The 14,485-nt window shown below is 70.2% G+C and carries 13 protein-coding genes; 7 read left to right on the forward strand and 6 right to left on the reverse strand.

From position 1 onward, the window contains the following. The first annotated feature begins 44 nt into the window (after positions 1 to 44). The 3 genes from ribA (at position 45) to C1930_RS17690 (ending at position 3,299) form a co-directional block, all read left to right on the forward strand. On the forward strand, positions 45 to 1,178 hold the full coding sequence (gene ribA, locus C1930_RS17680; RefSeq protein WP_108772303.1) for a GTP cyclohydrolase II RibA: 1,134 nt from the start codon (positions 45 to 47) through the stop codon (positions 1,176 to 1,178). A 76-nt stretch (positions 1,179 to 1,254) separates the two neighbouring features. Beyond that, positions 1,255 to 1,761: a PH domain-containing protein gene (locus C1930_RS17685; protein ID WP_108754275.1), complete on the forward strand. Its 507-nt coding sequence runs from the start codon at positions 1,255 to 1,257 to the stop codon at positions 1,759 to 1,761. After that, the gene (locus C1930_RS17690) at positions 1,758 to 3,299 is read left to right on the forward strand and encodes a PH domain-containing protein (RefSeq protein ID WP_108772304.1); all 1,542 of its coding nucleotides are present in this window, start codon (positions 1,758 to 1,760) and stop codon (positions 3,297 to 3,299) included. Before C1930_RS17685 ends, C1930_RS17690 begins: the two co-directional genes overlap by 4 nt. A gap of 255 nt (positions 3,300 to 3,554) precedes the next feature. Here C1930_RS17690 and C1930_RS17695 read toward each other — a convergent pair whose 3' ends face one another. Next, complete coding sequence (locus C1930_RS17695) at positions 3,555 to 4,613, reverse strand: CDP-glycerol glycerophosphotransferase family protein (protein WP_108772305.1); 1,059 nt, start codon at positions 4,611 to 4,613, stop codon at positions 3,555 to 3,557. Here C1930_RS17695 and C1930_RS17700 point away from each other — a divergent pair. After that, the gene (locus tag C1930_RS17700) at positions 4,612 to 5,418 is read left to right on the forward strand and encodes a glycosyltransferase family 2 protein (RefSeq protein ID WP_108772306.1); all 807 of its coding nucleotides are present in this window, start codon (positions 4,612 to 4,614) and stop codon (positions 5,416 to 5,418) included. The two genes, C1930_RS17695 and C1930_RS17700, sit on opposite strands and share 2 nt — an antisense overlap. A 21-nt stretch (positions 5,419 to 5,439) precedes the next feature. Here the strand turns inward: C1930_RS17700 and C1930_RS17705 are convergent, their stop codons facing one another. The 5 genes from C1930_RS17705 to def form a co-directional block, all read right to left on the reverse strand. Then, complete coding sequence (locus tag C1930_RS17705; RefSeq protein ID WP_108757803.1) at positions 5,440 to 6,615, reverse strand: O-antigen ligase family protein; 1,176 nt, start codon at positions 6,613 to 6,615, stop codon at positions 5,440 to 5,442. A gap of 232 nt (positions 6,616 to 6,847) precedes the next feature. After that, on the reverse strand, positions 6,848 to 8,560 hold the full coding sequence (locus C1930_RS17710; RefSeq protein WP_108772307.1) for a glycosyltransferase family 39 protein: 1,713 nt from the start codon (positions 8,558 to 8,560) through the stop codon (positions 6,848 to 6,850). A 22-nt stretch (positions 8,561 to 8,582) separates the two neighbouring features. Then, positions 8,583 to 9,914 (reverse strand): 16S rRNA (cytosine(967)-C(5))-methyltransferase RsmB, encoded by a 1,332-nt coding sequence (gene rsmB / locus C1930_RS17715; RefSeq protein WP_108772308.1) that lies wholly within the window; start codon positions 9,912 to 9,914, stop codon positions 8,583 to 8,585. Positions 9,915 to 9,917: 3 nt separating this feature from the next. Then, on the reverse strand, positions 9,918 to 10,841 hold the full coding sequence (fmt, locus tag C1930_RS17720) for a methionyl-tRNA formyltransferase (protein WP_108757276.1): 924 nt from the start codon (positions 10,839 to 10,841) through the stop codon (positions 9,918 to 9,920). A gap of 121 nt (positions 10,842 to 10,962) precedes the next feature. Further along, the gene (gene def, locus C1930_RS17725; protein WP_108772309.1) at positions 10,963 to 11,475 is read right to left on the reverse strand and encodes a peptide deformylase; all 513 of its coding nucleotides are present in this window, start codon (positions 11,473 to 11,475) and stop codon (positions 10,963 to 10,965) included. A 129-nt stretch (positions 11,476 to 11,604) separates the two neighbouring features. Here def and C1930_RS17730 point away from each other — a divergent pair, with 129 nt between their 5' ends. The 3 genes from C1930_RS17730 (at position 11,605) to C1930_RS17740 (ending at position 14,460) form a co-directional block, all read left to right on the forward strand. After that, positions 11,605 to 12,732, forward strand: a complete 1,128-nt coding sequence (locus tag C1930_RS17730; RefSeq protein ID WP_108772310.1) for a LysM peptidoglycan-binding domain-containing protein — start codon at positions 11,605 to 11,607, stop codon at positions 12,730 to 12,732. 89 nt (positions 12,733 to 12,821) lie between these two features. Then, complete coding sequence (gene dprA, locus C1930_RS17735) at positions 12,822 to 13,943, forward strand: DNA-processing protein DprA (protein WP_234412690.1); 1,122 nt, start codon at positions 12,822 to 12,824, stop codon at positions 13,941 to 13,943. A 43-nt stretch (positions 13,944 to 13,986) separates the two neighbouring features. After that, positions 13,987 to 14,460 carry a DUF494 family protein gene (locus tag C1930_RS17740; protein ID WP_108750316.1) on the forward strand — a complete coding sequence of 158 codons (474 nt, stop codon included), beginning with the start codon at positions 13,987 to 13,989 and terminating at the stop codon, positions 14,458 to 14,460. The last annotated feature ends 25 nt before the right edge of the window (positions 14,461 to 14,485 follow it).

The following is a 14,485-nucleotide window of genomic DNA, read 5'->3' on the forward strand; positions in this document are numbered from 1 at the left end:
CGCGCTATGTTGAATACGACGCCGGCGCCCCCATAGAGACTGCGATGTCCGCCTCCCCCGGTCCTGCCATGCCTGCTTCTTCCCTGTTCGGCGACCCTGCCGCGATCCGCTGCGAACGCGCGGTGGCCGAACTGCGTGCCGGTCGCCCGGTCCTGCTGCACGACGGCCAGGGCCAGCGCCTGGCGGTGATCGCGCTGGACAGCGCCACCGCCAGCAGCTTCGCCGCCTTCGCCAAGGCCGCGCAGCAACGCCATTACCTGTTCCTGACCGCCACCCGCGCCCGCGTGCTGGGCGTGGAGGCCGCGCACGGCGCGCGCCTGCCGCTGGCCGGCATCGCCTTCGATGCGCTGCCGTCGCTGGGCTACCTGCGCGAGCCGGGCCCGATGCCGGACGGCTGGAGCGCGGGCGATGCCTTCGACGCCGGTGCGGTGGAACTGGCCCGCCTGGGCCTGCTGCTGCCGGCCATGGTGGCGGTGCGCCTGGCCGCCGACGACCGCACCTTCGATGGCGCCGCCGACGTGGCCCTGTGCGATCTGGCCGAAGGCGCTGCCCATGCCGCCCACGATTACGAACTGGTGGCGCGTTCGCCGGTGCCGCTGCGCGATGTGGGCATGACCACCTTCGCCGTGTTCCGCGGCGGCGTGGCCCAGCGCGACCAGGTGGCGATCATCGTCGGCGAACCCGACCTGTCGGCCGTGGTGCCGGTGCGCGTGCATTCCTCGTGCCTGACCGGCGACCTGTTCGGTTCGCTCAAGTGCGACTGTGGCGACCAGCTGCGGCGCGGCCTGCGCAAGCTGAAGGAACTGGGCGGCGGCGTGCTGCTGTACCTGGACCAGGAAGGCCGCGGCACCGGCATTGCCGCCAAGATGCGCGCCTACGGCTACCAGCACGACGGCCTGGACACCATCGATGCCGACGCGCAGCTGGGCTTCGGTGCCGACGAGCGCCGCTACGGCAGCGCGGTGGCCATGCTGCACGGCCTGGGCATCACCCGCGTGGCCCTGCTCAGCAACAACCCGACCAAGGCGCAGCGCCTGCGCAATGCCGGCATTGAAGTGCTGGACTGCATTCCGGTCACCGGCGAGATCACCGCCGAGAACGAGCAGTACCTGCGCACCAAGGCCGACCGCGCCGGCCACCTGCTGGATGTGGATGCGTTGATCCAGGCCGCCCAGTAACGCGGCCGATTTGCTACCGTCAGCGCGGTGCGGCTGCGGCCGCCACCGCCCGCCCTGCTGCCCGACGGATGCCTGCGTGACCGACCTGCCGATTGCCGACCCTGCGCCGCCCCTGGACCACTGGCAGCCGCTGCCCGCACGTGCGGCAGTACTGGCCGCATTGGAAGGCGCGTTCGGCGGTGTGTTCATTCCCGGCGCCCCGCTGGCCGCGGCCTGCTGGTTCTTCGATGCCCCCGGTGGCCTGTGGAGTGCCGGTGCCGCCCTGCTGGCCGGCGTGCTGTTCGGCGCATGGATCGGCCACCGCCGCACCCGGCGCACACGCTGGCGCCTGGACGCACAGGGCCTGGGCCTGCGCCGCGACCTGATGTGGCAGCTGGAAACGCGGGTGCCGGTGTCGCGCGTGCAGCACCTGGACCTGCGCCGTGGCCCGCTGGAGCGCCGCGCCGGGTTGGCCACGCTGATCGTGCACACCGCCGGCACCCGCATGAGCGCGGTCACCGTAAACGGCCTGGACCAGGCCGATGCCGAACGCCTGCGCGACACCCTGGCCCACCAGCTGGACCAGGACGCCGACGCCCTGTGAGCCAGCCACCGCCCCTGCCTGCCGCGCTGCCCACCGGCGGCCAGGACCAGCGCCTGCACCCCTGGTCGTGGCTGTTCGTGCTGCTGATGCAGCTGCGCCATTACTTCCTGCCGTTGGTGGCGCTGCTGGTGTTCGGCCAGCGCGGCGACCGCGACCCGATGTGGGCGCAGCTGATTCCACTGGGCGCCATCGTCGCGCTGGTACTGGTGTCGGTGCTGCAGTACCTCAGCTACCGCTACCAGATCGGCGCCGATGCGATCACCGTGCGCAGCGGCCTGCTCGCGCGCAACCGGCGCGAAATCCCCTTCGCCCGCATCCACAACGTGGAAGTGCGGCAGAACCCGCTGCACCGTCTGTTCGGGGTAGCCGAACTGCGCCTGGAATCGGCCGGCGGCGTACGTCCGGAGGCGGAAATGCGCGTGCTGCGGCTGGACCAGGCGCTGGCGCTGGAACAACTGGTGCGCCAGCGCGGCCAGGCGCCACAGGCCGTGGCCGACGATCAACCGCAGGCGGTCGCGCCGGACGATGCGCAGGACCACGTGCTGCTGCGCCTGTCCAGCTGGGACGTGCTGCGCATGGGGCTGTTGTCCAACCGCGGCTGGGCGCTGGCGGTGGCCGCCTTCGGCCTGCTGTTCCAGACCGTGCCACGGCCGGTGATGGACGATGCGATCCAGCGCGGTGGCCGCCAGGCGTTCGGCTTCGTCAGCCACCTGCACCCGGGCACCACCGGTGCGCTGCTGCTGGCGGCCAGCGTGCTGCTGCTGGGCTGGCTGGCGCTGCGCGTGCTGTCGGTCGCGCTGACCCTGCTGCGTTACCACGGCTTCACCCTGAGCGAGCGCGAGCGCCGCCTGACCGTGGCCACCGGCCTGCTCAGCCGCACCCGCAGCAGTGTGGCGCGGCGCCGCATCCAGGCCTGGACCCTGCGCGAAAGCACCCTGCACCGCTGGTTCGGGCTGCGCCAACTGCGCATCGACAGCGCCGCCGGCGGGCCCTCGCGCGGCGACGACCGCGCCCTGCGCGAACTGGCGCCGCTGGCGCCGGCGGCCACCTGCGACGGCCTGGTGCAGCACCTGTTGCCGCAGCTGCAGTGGCCACCGCCACAGTGGCAGCCGGTGCGCCAGCGCGGCTGGTGGCGGCTGGCGCTGGGCAGCCTGTTGCTGGTGCCGCTGCTGGCGGCCGCGGCGTACTGGCGCTGGGGCACGTTCGGGCTGGCCGTGCTGGCGTGGCTGCCGATCGCCCTGTTGGCCGCGCACCGGCAGATGGCGCGCATGGGCTGGTACCTGGACGACCACTTCGTGGCCGTGCGCGGCGGCTGGTGGAAGCGCTGGTGGCGCTGGGCCGAACTGGACAAAGTGCAGGCGCTGCGCCTGCGCCGCACGCCGTTGGACAAGCTGCTGGGCACCGCCAGCCTGCAACTGGATACGGCCGGCGCACACGGCGATGTGGCGCTGACCCTGAACTACCTGCCGCAGGCGCAAGCGCAGCAACTGATGGAACAACTGGCCCACGCCCTGGCCCGGCGCAAGCTGCGCTGGTGACGGCCGCCCCCGGAAGCGCCATCCACGCATGGCGTGGATCTACTGGAAACGCGACGGTAGAGTCGACCGTTGGTCGACTATCGCGCGCAGCGCGGGGTTTTCGCGCAATTCATGAAGAGCAGTCGACCCGGCGGGGTCGGATCCCTTTCCGCAGGAAAGGGCTCTGACCCCAGACACACACCATCCACGCATGGCGTGGATCTACTGACGGGCGCGTGGCAACCCAACGATCGACGCTACCCGATCACCCCCCCGTCAGCGCTGCGCCGGGCCCCAATAGCCCAGGTCCTTGCGGATCTGCAGATCGCGCAGCCAGGTGCCGAACGGCTTGCGCCGCAGCGCGCCCATCTCGCCGGCCAGGAAATCCTCGGTGGCGGCGATCACCCGCTCGCTGGAACGGCCATCGCGATAAGGGTGGATGGCATCGGCATAGCGCACGATCTCCGCCGTCAGCGCCGCATCGGGATGCAGCGCGCGCTGCAGCATGGCCGGCAGCAGTTCGGGTGCATCGAAGTCGATCATGTGCGGCTTCGGCACCCGGTTGCGGAAGGTCACCACCGGCTTGTGCTGCACGATGAACTCCGAAACGATCGACGAGGTGTCCGACACCAGCACGTCGGCGGCACGCTGCGCGGCCATCACCTGCTCGGGCTCGATGAAGCGCGCATTGGCACCGGCCAGCGCGCGGTACTGCTCGAACAGCTCCGGTGGGCACTTGGGGTGCAGGGTCAGCAGCCAGTAGCGATCACCGGCGGCGATGTCGGCGGCAATCTGCGCATGCAGGTGCGGGGCCGCGCTCAGGCGCTCGGTGAAGGTGGAACCAAACAGCACCACCGGGCGTCCGTCCGCCGGCGCGCGCAGCGCCGCGCTTTCACCGCCATCGTCGCGGAACAACGGGTCCAGCTTCGGCCAGCCGGTCTCGGCCACCGCGAAATGCCCCTGCTGGTCGGCAATCTGCCGGAACGGTGCGGTGGTGGCCGGGCCCTGGGTGCAGTACAGATCGAACATGCCGCGCACCCGGAAGTGGCCGCGCGCACTGTCGCGCTTTTCCACGTTGAAGCCATGGAACAGCTGCACCTTGGCCCCGGACAGGAAGGTCGGCACCCAGTTGGCCGCGCTGAACACCGCGCGCGGGCGCAGCGCCAGGGCCTGCTTCAGGCCCACCGTGGGCACCCCGGGAAGCTGGCTGCCAGCGGCGCCCCCCTCGAACCAGGCACTGACCTGCTGGCCCGAGGCGTGCAACGCCTGCGCCAACGGGGCGAGAATAGGCAGCGCATAGCGCTCCGTCGCAAACAACAGGTACCCGGCCATCATGTCCTCCACGACCGCTCCCATCGAACGGCCTCGCATCTCGGCGTGCATTATCGCGTTCAACGAGGCCGGCCGCATCGGCGACTGCCTGGCCTCGCTGGCCTTCTGCGATGAGATCGTGGTGGTGGACTCGTATTCGACCGATGCCACCGTGGCCATCGCCGAAGCCGCCGGGGCCCGCGTGCTGCAGCGGCGGTTCGACGGCTTCCGCAGCCAGAAGGCCTTCTGCGTGGCGCAGGCGCAGCACGACTGGGTGCTGTGCCTGGACGCCGACGAGCGCATCAGCCCGGAACTGCGCGCGGCCATCGAGGCCGCCCGAGACGGCGGCTTCAGTGGCCACGCGGGTTACCGCTTCGCGCGGCTTTCCGAGTATTTCGGGAAGTTCCTGCGCCATGGCAATGCCTACCCCGACCGCGTGCTGCGCCTGTTCGACCGCCGCCACGGTGGCTGGCGCGGCAAGCGCGAGATCCATGAGGCGGCCAGCGTGGACGGCAGCGTCGGCACCCTGCGTGGCGACCTGATCCACTACCCGTACCGGTCCCTGCAGCAGCAGCTGGCCAAGACCGAAAAGTACGCGCGGATGATGGCCGAGCACGAGTTCGCGCGCGGCAAGCGGGCCACGCTAGGCAAGCTGGTGCTGGCACCGGCCTGGCGGTTCTGGCGGGGCTTCGTGTTCCGCGGCGGCTTCCGCGATGGCTGGCATGGCCTGGTCTACGCCTACGTGCGCGCCAACTACGTGCGGCAGAAGACCATCATGCTGTGGATGCTGGGCAACGGCCAGGCCGTGGCCGACCCGCCGACCGATTGACCCGCCGGGCGTGGCCCGGCGCTACCGTCCGATGGCCGCCCGGTGCCGCGCGCCTTCCACCATGGAAAGACCGGCCAGCAGGCCGACGATGGTCACGTAGAAGCTGGCCGTCATCTGGTGGGCGAACATCGACTGGGTCAGGCCGCACAGCACATAGGCCACCACGATCATGATGCCAGCGGCCGCCGGCCCGCGGAACGTGGCGCGACCACTGCGCCGGTGCAGGCGCACGAACACCCACAGGGGCACGCCGTACACCGCCAGCAGCAGCAACAGCCCCGGCAGCCCCTGGGTCGCGGTCCATTCGGCCAGGTCGTTATGCGCATGGCCCAGGTGGCAGCGCAGTTCGCCCGGATCGGTGCGGCAGACCGGCAGGCGCTGCATGGCCGTATCGAACTGGCCGATGCCCACCCCGGTGAACGGGTGGTCCTTGAAGGTTTCCCAGGCCACCTGCAGGCGCTCCACCCGGGCACCGGCCGACGAATCGGCGTCACCCTTCTCCAGCCGCTGCACGTCACTGTGCAGTTCGGTCAGGCGCAGCTGATGGCGCAGTTCGGGTACCGACAGCATCAGCGTGGCGCCCAGCGCCAGCATCACCCCCAGCACCGACAACCGCGCCGTGCCCGTGCGCCAGCGCAGACTGAGCGCCAGCACCACCAGCAGCGCCAGCAGCGCGGCGAACACCCCGCGGCTGCCGGTCAGCACGATGGTGCCGCAGCCGGCCGCCATGCCCACGATCACCAGCGACCAGCGCCGTGAGGGACGGCAGAACACCAGCAGCACCATCAGCATGGCCACGATGTCGGCCAGCACGATGGCATTGGTTGAAAGTTCAGCGCGGGGCGCCCCCTGCAGCACCTGCACCAGAGCCAGCACGAAGGTGCCCAGCAACCCGGCCAGGGCGCCACGCCACAGCCAGCGCATGTCCGGCCGCAGTGCGCATACCCAGAGCACCAGCCAGGGAATGACCAGGAAGCGCGAGCGGTTGTCGACATCGCGCAGGCCCTGCTGGAACAGCAGGATCGAGAACACGCCCAGCGCCACCACCGCCAGCATCAGCACGGTCAGCACTTTCAGGGTGGTCGGTTCGATGCGCCGGGCCCGCCACAGCAGTTCCGGGGCCAGCAGGGTGCTGACCAGCAACAGCACGCCATAGCCCAGCAGGTTGCTGGGCAGGGTGAGCACCAGCGCCGGCATGCAGAACAGGCCAACCTGGGCCAGCCAATGGGCCACGCCGTGGCGGCCCCCGGCGGGAGCTGCCAGCAGGGTGCTGGCCCGCGCGTCTTGGTTGTCTGGTGAAGCTGCCACGTTCAGAGCGATCACTGCGTTCCTGCGGAAGTTCAAGAGGCGTGGCCAGGCCACCCCCGCCCGTATCTTTTACTGTGTTTGCAGCCTGCTGGGCAGTCTGGACACACCAGACTGCGAACGCCTACTCATCATCCTGCATCTGCCGTTCACGTTCGCGCTCGGCGGCATTGGACACACAGCGCCCCTGCACTGCCGTGGCCGGCACCAACCACCAACGCCGGCGGTTGGCGATACCGGCCAATTCGGCCTGGTTGCGGTCGATGCAGGGCAGCAGGGCATCTTCCAGCACCAGCAGCCAGCGTCGTTCCGGCGCCAGCTGCTGCCAGCGCACGCCGGCCGCCAGCTGTTCATCCCAGTGCACCTTGAAGCCGAACGTCGCCGCCGGGCGGTCGGCCATCAGCAGGTTCTGTTCCTTCCACGCCACCAGGCCCAGCTCGGCCTTCGGGCCGATGCGCTGGCCGGCGGCCTGCATCAGCCCCCGCGCCGAACTGGAATCGTTCAACAGCGGGTAGCCCACCAGGCTGTACAGCACCCAGATCACGGTGAGCGTGGAGACCAGCGCCATGTGCCAGCGGCGGCGCCCGAACAGCAGCAGGCTGGCCACGGCCCAGCCACCCATGGCCAGAGCGGCCCAGGCCAATTGGTTCATCACCCCCGGCGCCATGCCGCGCGCCTGTTGCAGCCGCACTTCGAAGCTGGGCTCGCCCATCAGCGCGGCCAGGCCGCCGCCCAGCGTGGCCACGGCCAGCAGCAGGGTGAAAGCGCCCAGCAGCCACTGCACGTCGCGCCGGCGCAGCAGGCCGGGCAGCAGCGGCGCCAGGGCCAGGCAGAACATCGGCAGCGACGGCAGGATGTAGACATCGCGCTTGCCGTTGGGAATGGAGAAGAACAGCACGATCAACGCCCACCAGCCCAGCAGCAGCAGGTACCGCGCATCGCGCCGCTGCAGGCGTCGGCGCCATGCCGGAATCGCCCACGGCACCAGCAGGAACGCCGGGATCCACATCGACGGCATGGTGCCCAGGAAGTACCACCAGGGCTGGTGATGGTCCCAGGACTGCGCGTAGCGCTTGGCCGTCTGCCGGAACAGGATGTCGTTCATGTACGCCTGGTACTCGCCCGACTTGGTCGCCAGCGCGGTCAGCACCATCGGCAGCAGCCACAACGCCACCGCCAGCGCGAATGCCAGCGGCGCCAGCCAGAACCGCACGTCGCGCACATGCAGGCGCACCCGCGGCCAGTGCAGCGCCGAGGCGATGGCCGCCGGCACGATCATCAGCAGGGCGATCACCCCCACGCCCTTGGTGATCACCCCGATGCCGGCGAAGAACCAGCCCAGCCACCACCAGCGCCACGCTGGGCCCAGCAGCAGGTGGCGCAGCAGGCCGTAATTGGCCAGGGTGATGAACAGCACCACCAGCGGGTCGATCTGCGCCTTCTTCGATTGGAAGGTGAACTGCAGCGCGAACAGCAGCGCCCAGCCGGCGTACAGGCCCACGCGCCGCGTCCACAGCCGGCGGCCCAGGTCGACCACGCACCACAGCGTGCCCAGCGCGGCGATCAGCGAGGGCAGCAGGAACGCCACCCGCCAGTTGCCGATCACGCTGTACAGGGTGGCCTGCCACCACATCAGCATGGGCGGCTTGTCCGAATACAGCTCCAGGCCGCGGTGCGGGAACAGCCAGTCGCCGCTTTCCACCATCTGCTTGGCCACCAGGGCAAAGCGCGGTTCGTCCGAAGGCCACGGGTCGCGCAGGCCCAGGCCGGCGCCCAGCACCAGCAGGGCCATCACTACGAACAGCCACGTCTCGCGTGATGCGCGGGTTTTCAGCATGGGAACTCGGCGATTGAAAAGGTCAGGCTGTTTTTAGCAGACGCGCGTAGAAAAATCCGTCAGCATCATCGCTGCCGGGCAGTCGCTGGCGGGCAATGCCCTCACAATCCAGCCCGAAAGCGTCACCCAGCGGCGCGGCCTGCGCGTCCGGATGCCACTTCAGGAAGGCCCGCACCTGGTCCACGTTCTCGGCCCGCAGGATCGAGCAGGTGGCGTACAGCAGCACGCCGCCAGGGCGCAGCATCGACCAGCAGGCTTCCAGCAGGCGCGCCTGCACCCCCACCAGCGCCTCGATGTCCTCGGCCCGGCGGTGGAACATCACGTCCGGCTGGCGGCGGATCACACCGGTGGCCGAGCACGGGGCATCCAGCAGGATGGCGTCGAACAGCGTGCCATCCCACCAGGCGGCGGTATCGCTGGCGTCGGCCACCTGGGTCTGCGCGCCCTCGCCTACCCCGGTGCGGGCGTAGGTGTCGCGCGCGCGCGCCAGGCGCCGGGCATCGATGTCCAGCGCCAGCAGGCGCAGGCTGGGGTCGCGTTCCAGCAGGTGGGCGGACTTGCCGCCAGGCGCCGCGCAGGCGTCGAGCACCCGTGCCCCCGGCGGCGGCGCCAGTGCGTCGGCGGCGCATTGCGCCGACAGGTCCTGCACCGACAGCGCGCCGTCGGCAAACCCTGGCAGCTGGTTCACCGGCACCGGCGCGGCCAGGCGCAGGGCATCGCTGCACAGGGCGCTGGGTTCGGCGGCAATGCCGGCCTCGGCCAGCGCGGCCAGTGCCTTGTCACGCCCGCCCTGCTGGCGGTTGGCGCGCAGCCACAGCGGCGCCGGCTGCAGGCTGGCGTCGAAGATGGCGCCGGCCTGTTCCGGCCAGTCGCGCTCGATGGCCTGTGCCAGCCAGTCCGGGAACGCATCGCGGGCCGGCTGCTGCGGGAAGCCCTCGCGCTGGGCACGGCGCAGGATGGCGTTGACCAGCCCGGCCTGGCGCTCGCGGCCCAGTGCGCGCGCGGCGTCCACCGTGGCCGACAGTGCGGCATGGGCCGGCAGTTCCAGCACGTCCAGCTGGGCAAAGCCCACCATCAGCAGCGTGCGCAGATCGGCATCGCGTGCCGACAGCGGCTTCTGCATCCAGCCCTGCAGCACGGCATCGTAGGTGCTGCGACGGCGCAGCACGGCAAAGCACAGGGCTTCCAGCAGGGCGCGGTCGCGGGTGTCGGCCAGCTTGGGCAGCGCCCAGGCCAGCTCGGCCTTCAGCGAACGGCCGCGGGTGAACACCTGCGCCAGCACGCGCGCGGCCAGCATGCGGGTGGCCGCGCCCGGGGCGGCCTTGGCCACCGAAAAATCGTTCTGCTTGCCCACCCGTTACACCCCTGCGCGCAGATCGCGGCGCGCGTTGAGGTAATCGGCGGCGGTGATCGCCTTGCCGCCCTCGCGCTGCAGTACGCGCAGGCGCAGCGCGCCCTGGCCGCAGGCGATGTCGATGCCTTCACGGCCCGCCGCCAGCACGGTGCCGGGGGCCTGGCCATGGGCCAGGTCCAGCGCCACCGCGCCGTGGATGCGCACGCGCTCGCCGGCCAGCGTGGCCTCGGCAATCGGCCACGGGTTGAAGGCCCGCACGGTACGCGCCAGCACGTCGGCCGGCTGCGCCCAGTCCAGCTTGGCCTCGGCCTTGTCCAGCTTGTGCGCGTAGGTCACGCCCTGTTCCGGCTGCGGCCGCGCCACCGGCTTGATGCCGGCACGCAGCAGGCCCAGACCGTCGGACAGCACCTGTGCGCCCAGCTCGGCCAGCTTGTCGTGCAGCTGGCCGCCGGTATCGGTGGCGGCGATCGGCAGTTCCTGGTGCAGCAGCACCGGGCCGGTATCCAGGCCGGCTTCCATCTGCATCAGGCACACGCCGGTGCTGGCATCGCCGGCCTGGATCGCGCGTTGGATCGGCGCGGCGCCGCGCCAGCGCGGCAGCAGCGAGGCATGCACGTTCCAGCAGCCGTGCGTCGGAATGGTCAGCACCGCCTTGGGCAGGATCAGGCCATAGGCCACCACCACCATCAGGTCCGGCTGCAGATCGCGCAGCTGCTGCTGGGCCGCCTCATCCTTCAGGGTTTCCGGCTGGTACACCGGAATGCCACGGGCCACCGCCTCCAGCTTCACCGGCGACGGTGCCAGGCCACGGCCGCGGCCGGCCGGGCGGTCCGGCTGGGTGTAGACCGCCACGACTTCATGGTGGCGGGCAGCGGCGCGCAGCGACGACACTGCGAATTCCGGCGTACCGGCAAAGACAATCCTCATGGCGACCCCACTTGCAGGATGATTTCATGCAGAAAAAAGAACGGCGCCCATATCCGGCGCCGTGCGGCCCGCGCGCAGTGCGCAGGCGCGGGCCGGCGCAGCGGCCGGCCCGGCGTGGCGATCACGCCACGTGCTTGCGCTGCTTGGCCAGCTTCTTGCGCACCATCTCGCGCTTCAGCGGCGACAGATAGTCGATGAACAGTTTGCCGTCCAGGTGGTCCATCTCGTGCTGCACGCAGACCGCCAGCAGGCCGTCGGTGGACAGCTCCTGCGGCTGGCCCTGGCGGTCCAGGAACTTCACGGTGATGCTGTCGGCACGGGTGACGTCGGCGAAGATGCCCGGCACCGACAGGCAGCCTTCCTGGTACACCTGGCCCCCGTCCTTGGCGACGATTTCCGGGTTGATGAACACCCGCGGTTCGTTCTTCTCTTCGCTCACGTCGATGACCATGAAGCGCTTGTGCACGTCCACCTGGCTGGCGGCCAGGCCGATGCCGGGGGCTTCGTACATGGTCTGGAACATGTTGTCGATCAGTTCCTGGAAGGCCGGCGTGGTGACCTCGGTGGCCTCGATCAGGGCCGCCTTGGTGCGCAGGCGCGGGTCGGGGAACTCAAGAATGGGGAGCAGTGCCATGGCAGTTTCCGGGTTGGGGGCCGGGGCAACGCCGGCATACGTCGCAGATTCTATCTGCAACGCTTGCCTTGCGCCCCGGTTTCTGGACTATAGTGCGCCAACCTGTTGGGGAATCAGGGCTTCGCACCTATGTTGCTTCGTTTTCGTACGGTCGTCGCCGCGGCGATGCTGACCGTGGCTGCCTATGCTACCGCCGTTGAAGTGAATGGCGGGCACCCGGACACCTATGTGGTCCGCAAAGGGGACACGCTGTGGGACATTGCAGGCAAATTCCTGCAGAAGCCCTGGCTCTGGCCCGAGATCTGGCAAGCCAATCCGCAGATCGCCAACCCGCACCTGATCTATCCGGGTGACGTGCTCAGCCTGGCCTACCTGGACCGCGTGACGGCCACGCCCGGCCCGCGCCAGGAAGCGCCCGTGACCGGCGTACCGCTGGCCCAGGTCGAGCCGTTCCTGAAGCAGCTCAGCGTGGTGGACAGCATTGAGGGCCTGCCCTACGTGGTCGGCCTGGAAGACAACCGCCTGCGTGCCACCGGCGGCCAGACCGCCTATGTCCGCCTGGCCGACGCCCAGCCGGGCCAGCGCTGGGCCGTGGTCCGCCCGACCGTGCGCTACGCCCAGCCCAAGCCCACCGAGGACCTGACCGCCAACGGCGACGTGACCCCGGGCAGCGGCAACCTGTGGAAGGCCTTCAACGCGCCCAACCACCGCCGCGGCGTGCTCGGCTATGAACTGGCGCAGGTTGGCCTGGGCACCATCACCCAGGTGGCCGGCGAAAAGACCGAAGCCTCCACCCTGGTGCTGGACAGCAACGCCAACGGCCGCGAAGTGCGTGCCGGCGACCGCCTGGTACCGGTGGAAGCGCAGCCGTACGACCTGCAGTTCTTCCCGCATGTGCCGGCGGCCAGCGTGGAAGGCGTGGACGTGCGCGTGCTGGCGGTCACCGACATGTTCGATGCCGGCGGCCCGCGTGATGTCATCGCCATTTCCGCCGGCAAGGCACAGGGCGTGGACAACGGCACGGTGTTCTCGCTGTGGCGCCAGGGCAGCCATGTGGCCCACCGTATGAAGTACCCGACCTCCTCGCGCATGGACGATTCGCGCAGCACCGGCGCTGGCCGGGTCACCCTGCCGGACGAGTACGCCGCCCATGCCATGGTGTTCCGCACCTTCGACAACGTCAGCTATGCGCTGGTGATGCAGGGCTTGAAGCCGGTGAAGGTGGGCTACAGCGCGCTGCACCCGGACGCGAAGTAAGGGCATACCGGGCACGCCCGGCATCCTCTGACACGCACATGCGACGGCGCCCTAGGGCGCCGTTGCTGTATCTGGCCGATAGTCGGCCGATGGATGAAACCCTCGCGTTGTTGACCCTGGTGCTGGCCGAAGGGCCGCTGGCGCCGCGCCGCGCGTTGCTGCGCAGCGCCGGAACCGCCCGTGCCGCGCTGGCGCTGGGCGTTGCCGGCTGGCGCGCCCATGGCTGCACGCCCGCCCAGTGCGCCGCGCTGCAGGGCCCGGATGCGCGTTCGCTGGCCACCGCCCAGCACTGGCTGCAGGCACCCGACCACCAACTGCTGGCCTGCACCGACCCGGCCCTGCCGCCGTTGCTGCAGGACCTGCCGAACCCGCCACTGGCGCTGTTCGTGGCCGGTGACCCCAGCCTGGCCTGGCGGCCCTCGGTGGCGGTGGTCGGCAGCCGCTCGCCCACGCCCGGCGGGCGCGCACTGGCGGCGCGGTTCGCCCGCTGTTTCGCCGAGGCCGGGCTGGCCGTCAGCAGCGGCCTGGCGGCGGGCATCGACGCAGCCGCCCACACCGCGGCGCTGGATGCCCGCGGCTGCACCGTGGCGGTGATCGCCACCGGGCCGGACCTGGCCTATCCACCCGGCAACGCCCGGCTGCAGGCCCGCATTGCCGTCGAAGGCGTGGTCCTGAGCGAATACCCACCCGGCATGCCTGCCCGGCCCGGGCAGTTCCCGGCGCGCAACCGGCTGGTGGCCGGGCTGGCCCTGGCCACGGTGGTGGTCGAGGCGGCGCAGCGCTCGGGCGCGCTGATCACCGCGCGGCTGGCAGCCGAGGCCGGGCGCGAGGTCTGCGCGGTGCCCGGTTCGGTGCTGAACCCGCGCGCGGCCGGCTGCCACCGGCTGATCCGCGACGGCGCCGCCCTGGTCGAGCGCCCCGAGGAGGTTCTGGAGCTGCTGGCCCCGGCCCTGCGCCAGCAACTGCCGGACTTGCAAAGCCGGCTGGCGGCCCCCACTGAACAGGCAGTCTCGACAGCCTTGCCGGCGCACTGGGCCGGTGACCGCAACTACCAGACCTTGTGGCGCGCGCTGGACCACGACCCAATCAGTATGGATTCATTGATCACGCGCTGTGGATTGACGGCGCCGGAGGTGTCCTCCATGCTGCTGGCCATGGAACTGGCGGGAATCGTGGTGTGCGTACACGGCCGCTACTGTCGAACTCCCTAGTTTCTTCACCTCCACAGCGTCGCCCGACGCAGGCCGAGGGGCAATGAAAGAGAGCATCCTGGACGTACTGCTGTACCTGTTTGAACACTATTTCAGCGAAGATGCTGACCTGATCCGTGATCGCGACTCGCTGCAGAATGGCCTGATACAGGCCGGTTTCAGCCCTACCGAGATCAACAAGGCGTTCGACTGGCTCGACGCGTTGGCCGCCCAGCGGCCCAGCGTGGCGCAGGCCCGGGTCGATGGCCCCGTGCGCATCTACCACGGCCCCGAGCTGGACAAACTGGACGTGGAATGTCGCGGTTTCCTGCTTTATCTGGAACAACACGGCATCCTCGATGCCGACCAGCGCGAGCTGGTGCTGGACCGTGCCATGGCCCTGGACCAGGACGAACTGGACCTGGATGACCTGAAATGGGTGGTGCTGATGGTGCTGTTCAACCAGCCCGGCGCCGAGGCGGCCTACGCCTGGATGGAAACGCAGATGTTCGTGGACGAGCCAGAACCGCTGCACTGACCGTACACTTGGGGGCCGTGCGCAT

The sequence above is a fragment of the Stenotrophomonas sp. SAU14A_NAIMI4_8 genome, from assembly GCF_003086695.1.
Taxonomy (GTDB): domain Bacteria; phylum Pseudomonadota; class Gammaproteobacteria; order Xanthomonadales; family Xanthomonadaceae; genus Stenotrophomonas.

Bases quoted from the DNA above. Each gene is read 5' to 3' on its own strand.
- C1930_RS17700 (WP_108772306.1), top strand. From the start codon at position 4,612: ATGTCCTCCACGACCGCTCCCATCGAACGGCCTCGCATCTCGGCGTGC.
- fmt (WP_108757276.1), bottom strand. From the start codon at position 10,841: ATGAGGATTGTCTTTGCCGGTACGCCGGAATTCGCAGTGTCGTCGCTG.
- C1930_RS17730 (WP_108772310.1), top strand. From the start codon at position 11,605: ATGTTGCTTCGTTTTCGTACGGTCGTCGCCGCGGCGATGCTGACCGTG.
- def (WP_108772309.1), bottom strand. From the start codon at position 11,475: ATGGCACTGCTCCCCATTCTTGAGTTCCCCGACCCGCGCCTGCGCACC.
- C1930_RS17705 (WP_108757803.1), bottom strand. From the start codon at position 6,615: ATGCCGGCGCTGGTGCTCACCCTGCCCAGCAACCTGCTGGGCTATGGC.
- ribA (WP_108772303.1), top strand. From the start codon at position 45: ATGTCCGCCTCCCCCGGTCCTGCCATGCCTGCTTCTTCCCTGTTCGGC.
- C1930_RS17695 (WP_108772305.1), bottom strand. From the start codon at position 4,613: ATGATGGCCGGGTACCTGTTGTTTGCGACGGAGCGCTATGCGCTGCCT.
- C1930_RS17710 (WP_108772307.1), bottom strand. From the start codon at position 8,560: ATGCTGAAAACCCGCGCATCACGCGAGACGTGGCTGTTCGTAGTGATG.
- dprA (WP_234412690.1), top strand. From the start codon at position 12,822: ATGGATGAAACCCTCGCGTTGTTGACCCTGGTGCTGGCCGAAGGGCCG.
- C1930_RS17740 (WP_108750316.1), top strand. From the start codon at position 13,987: ATGAAAGAGAGCATCCTGGACGTACTGCTGTACCTGTTTGAACACTAT.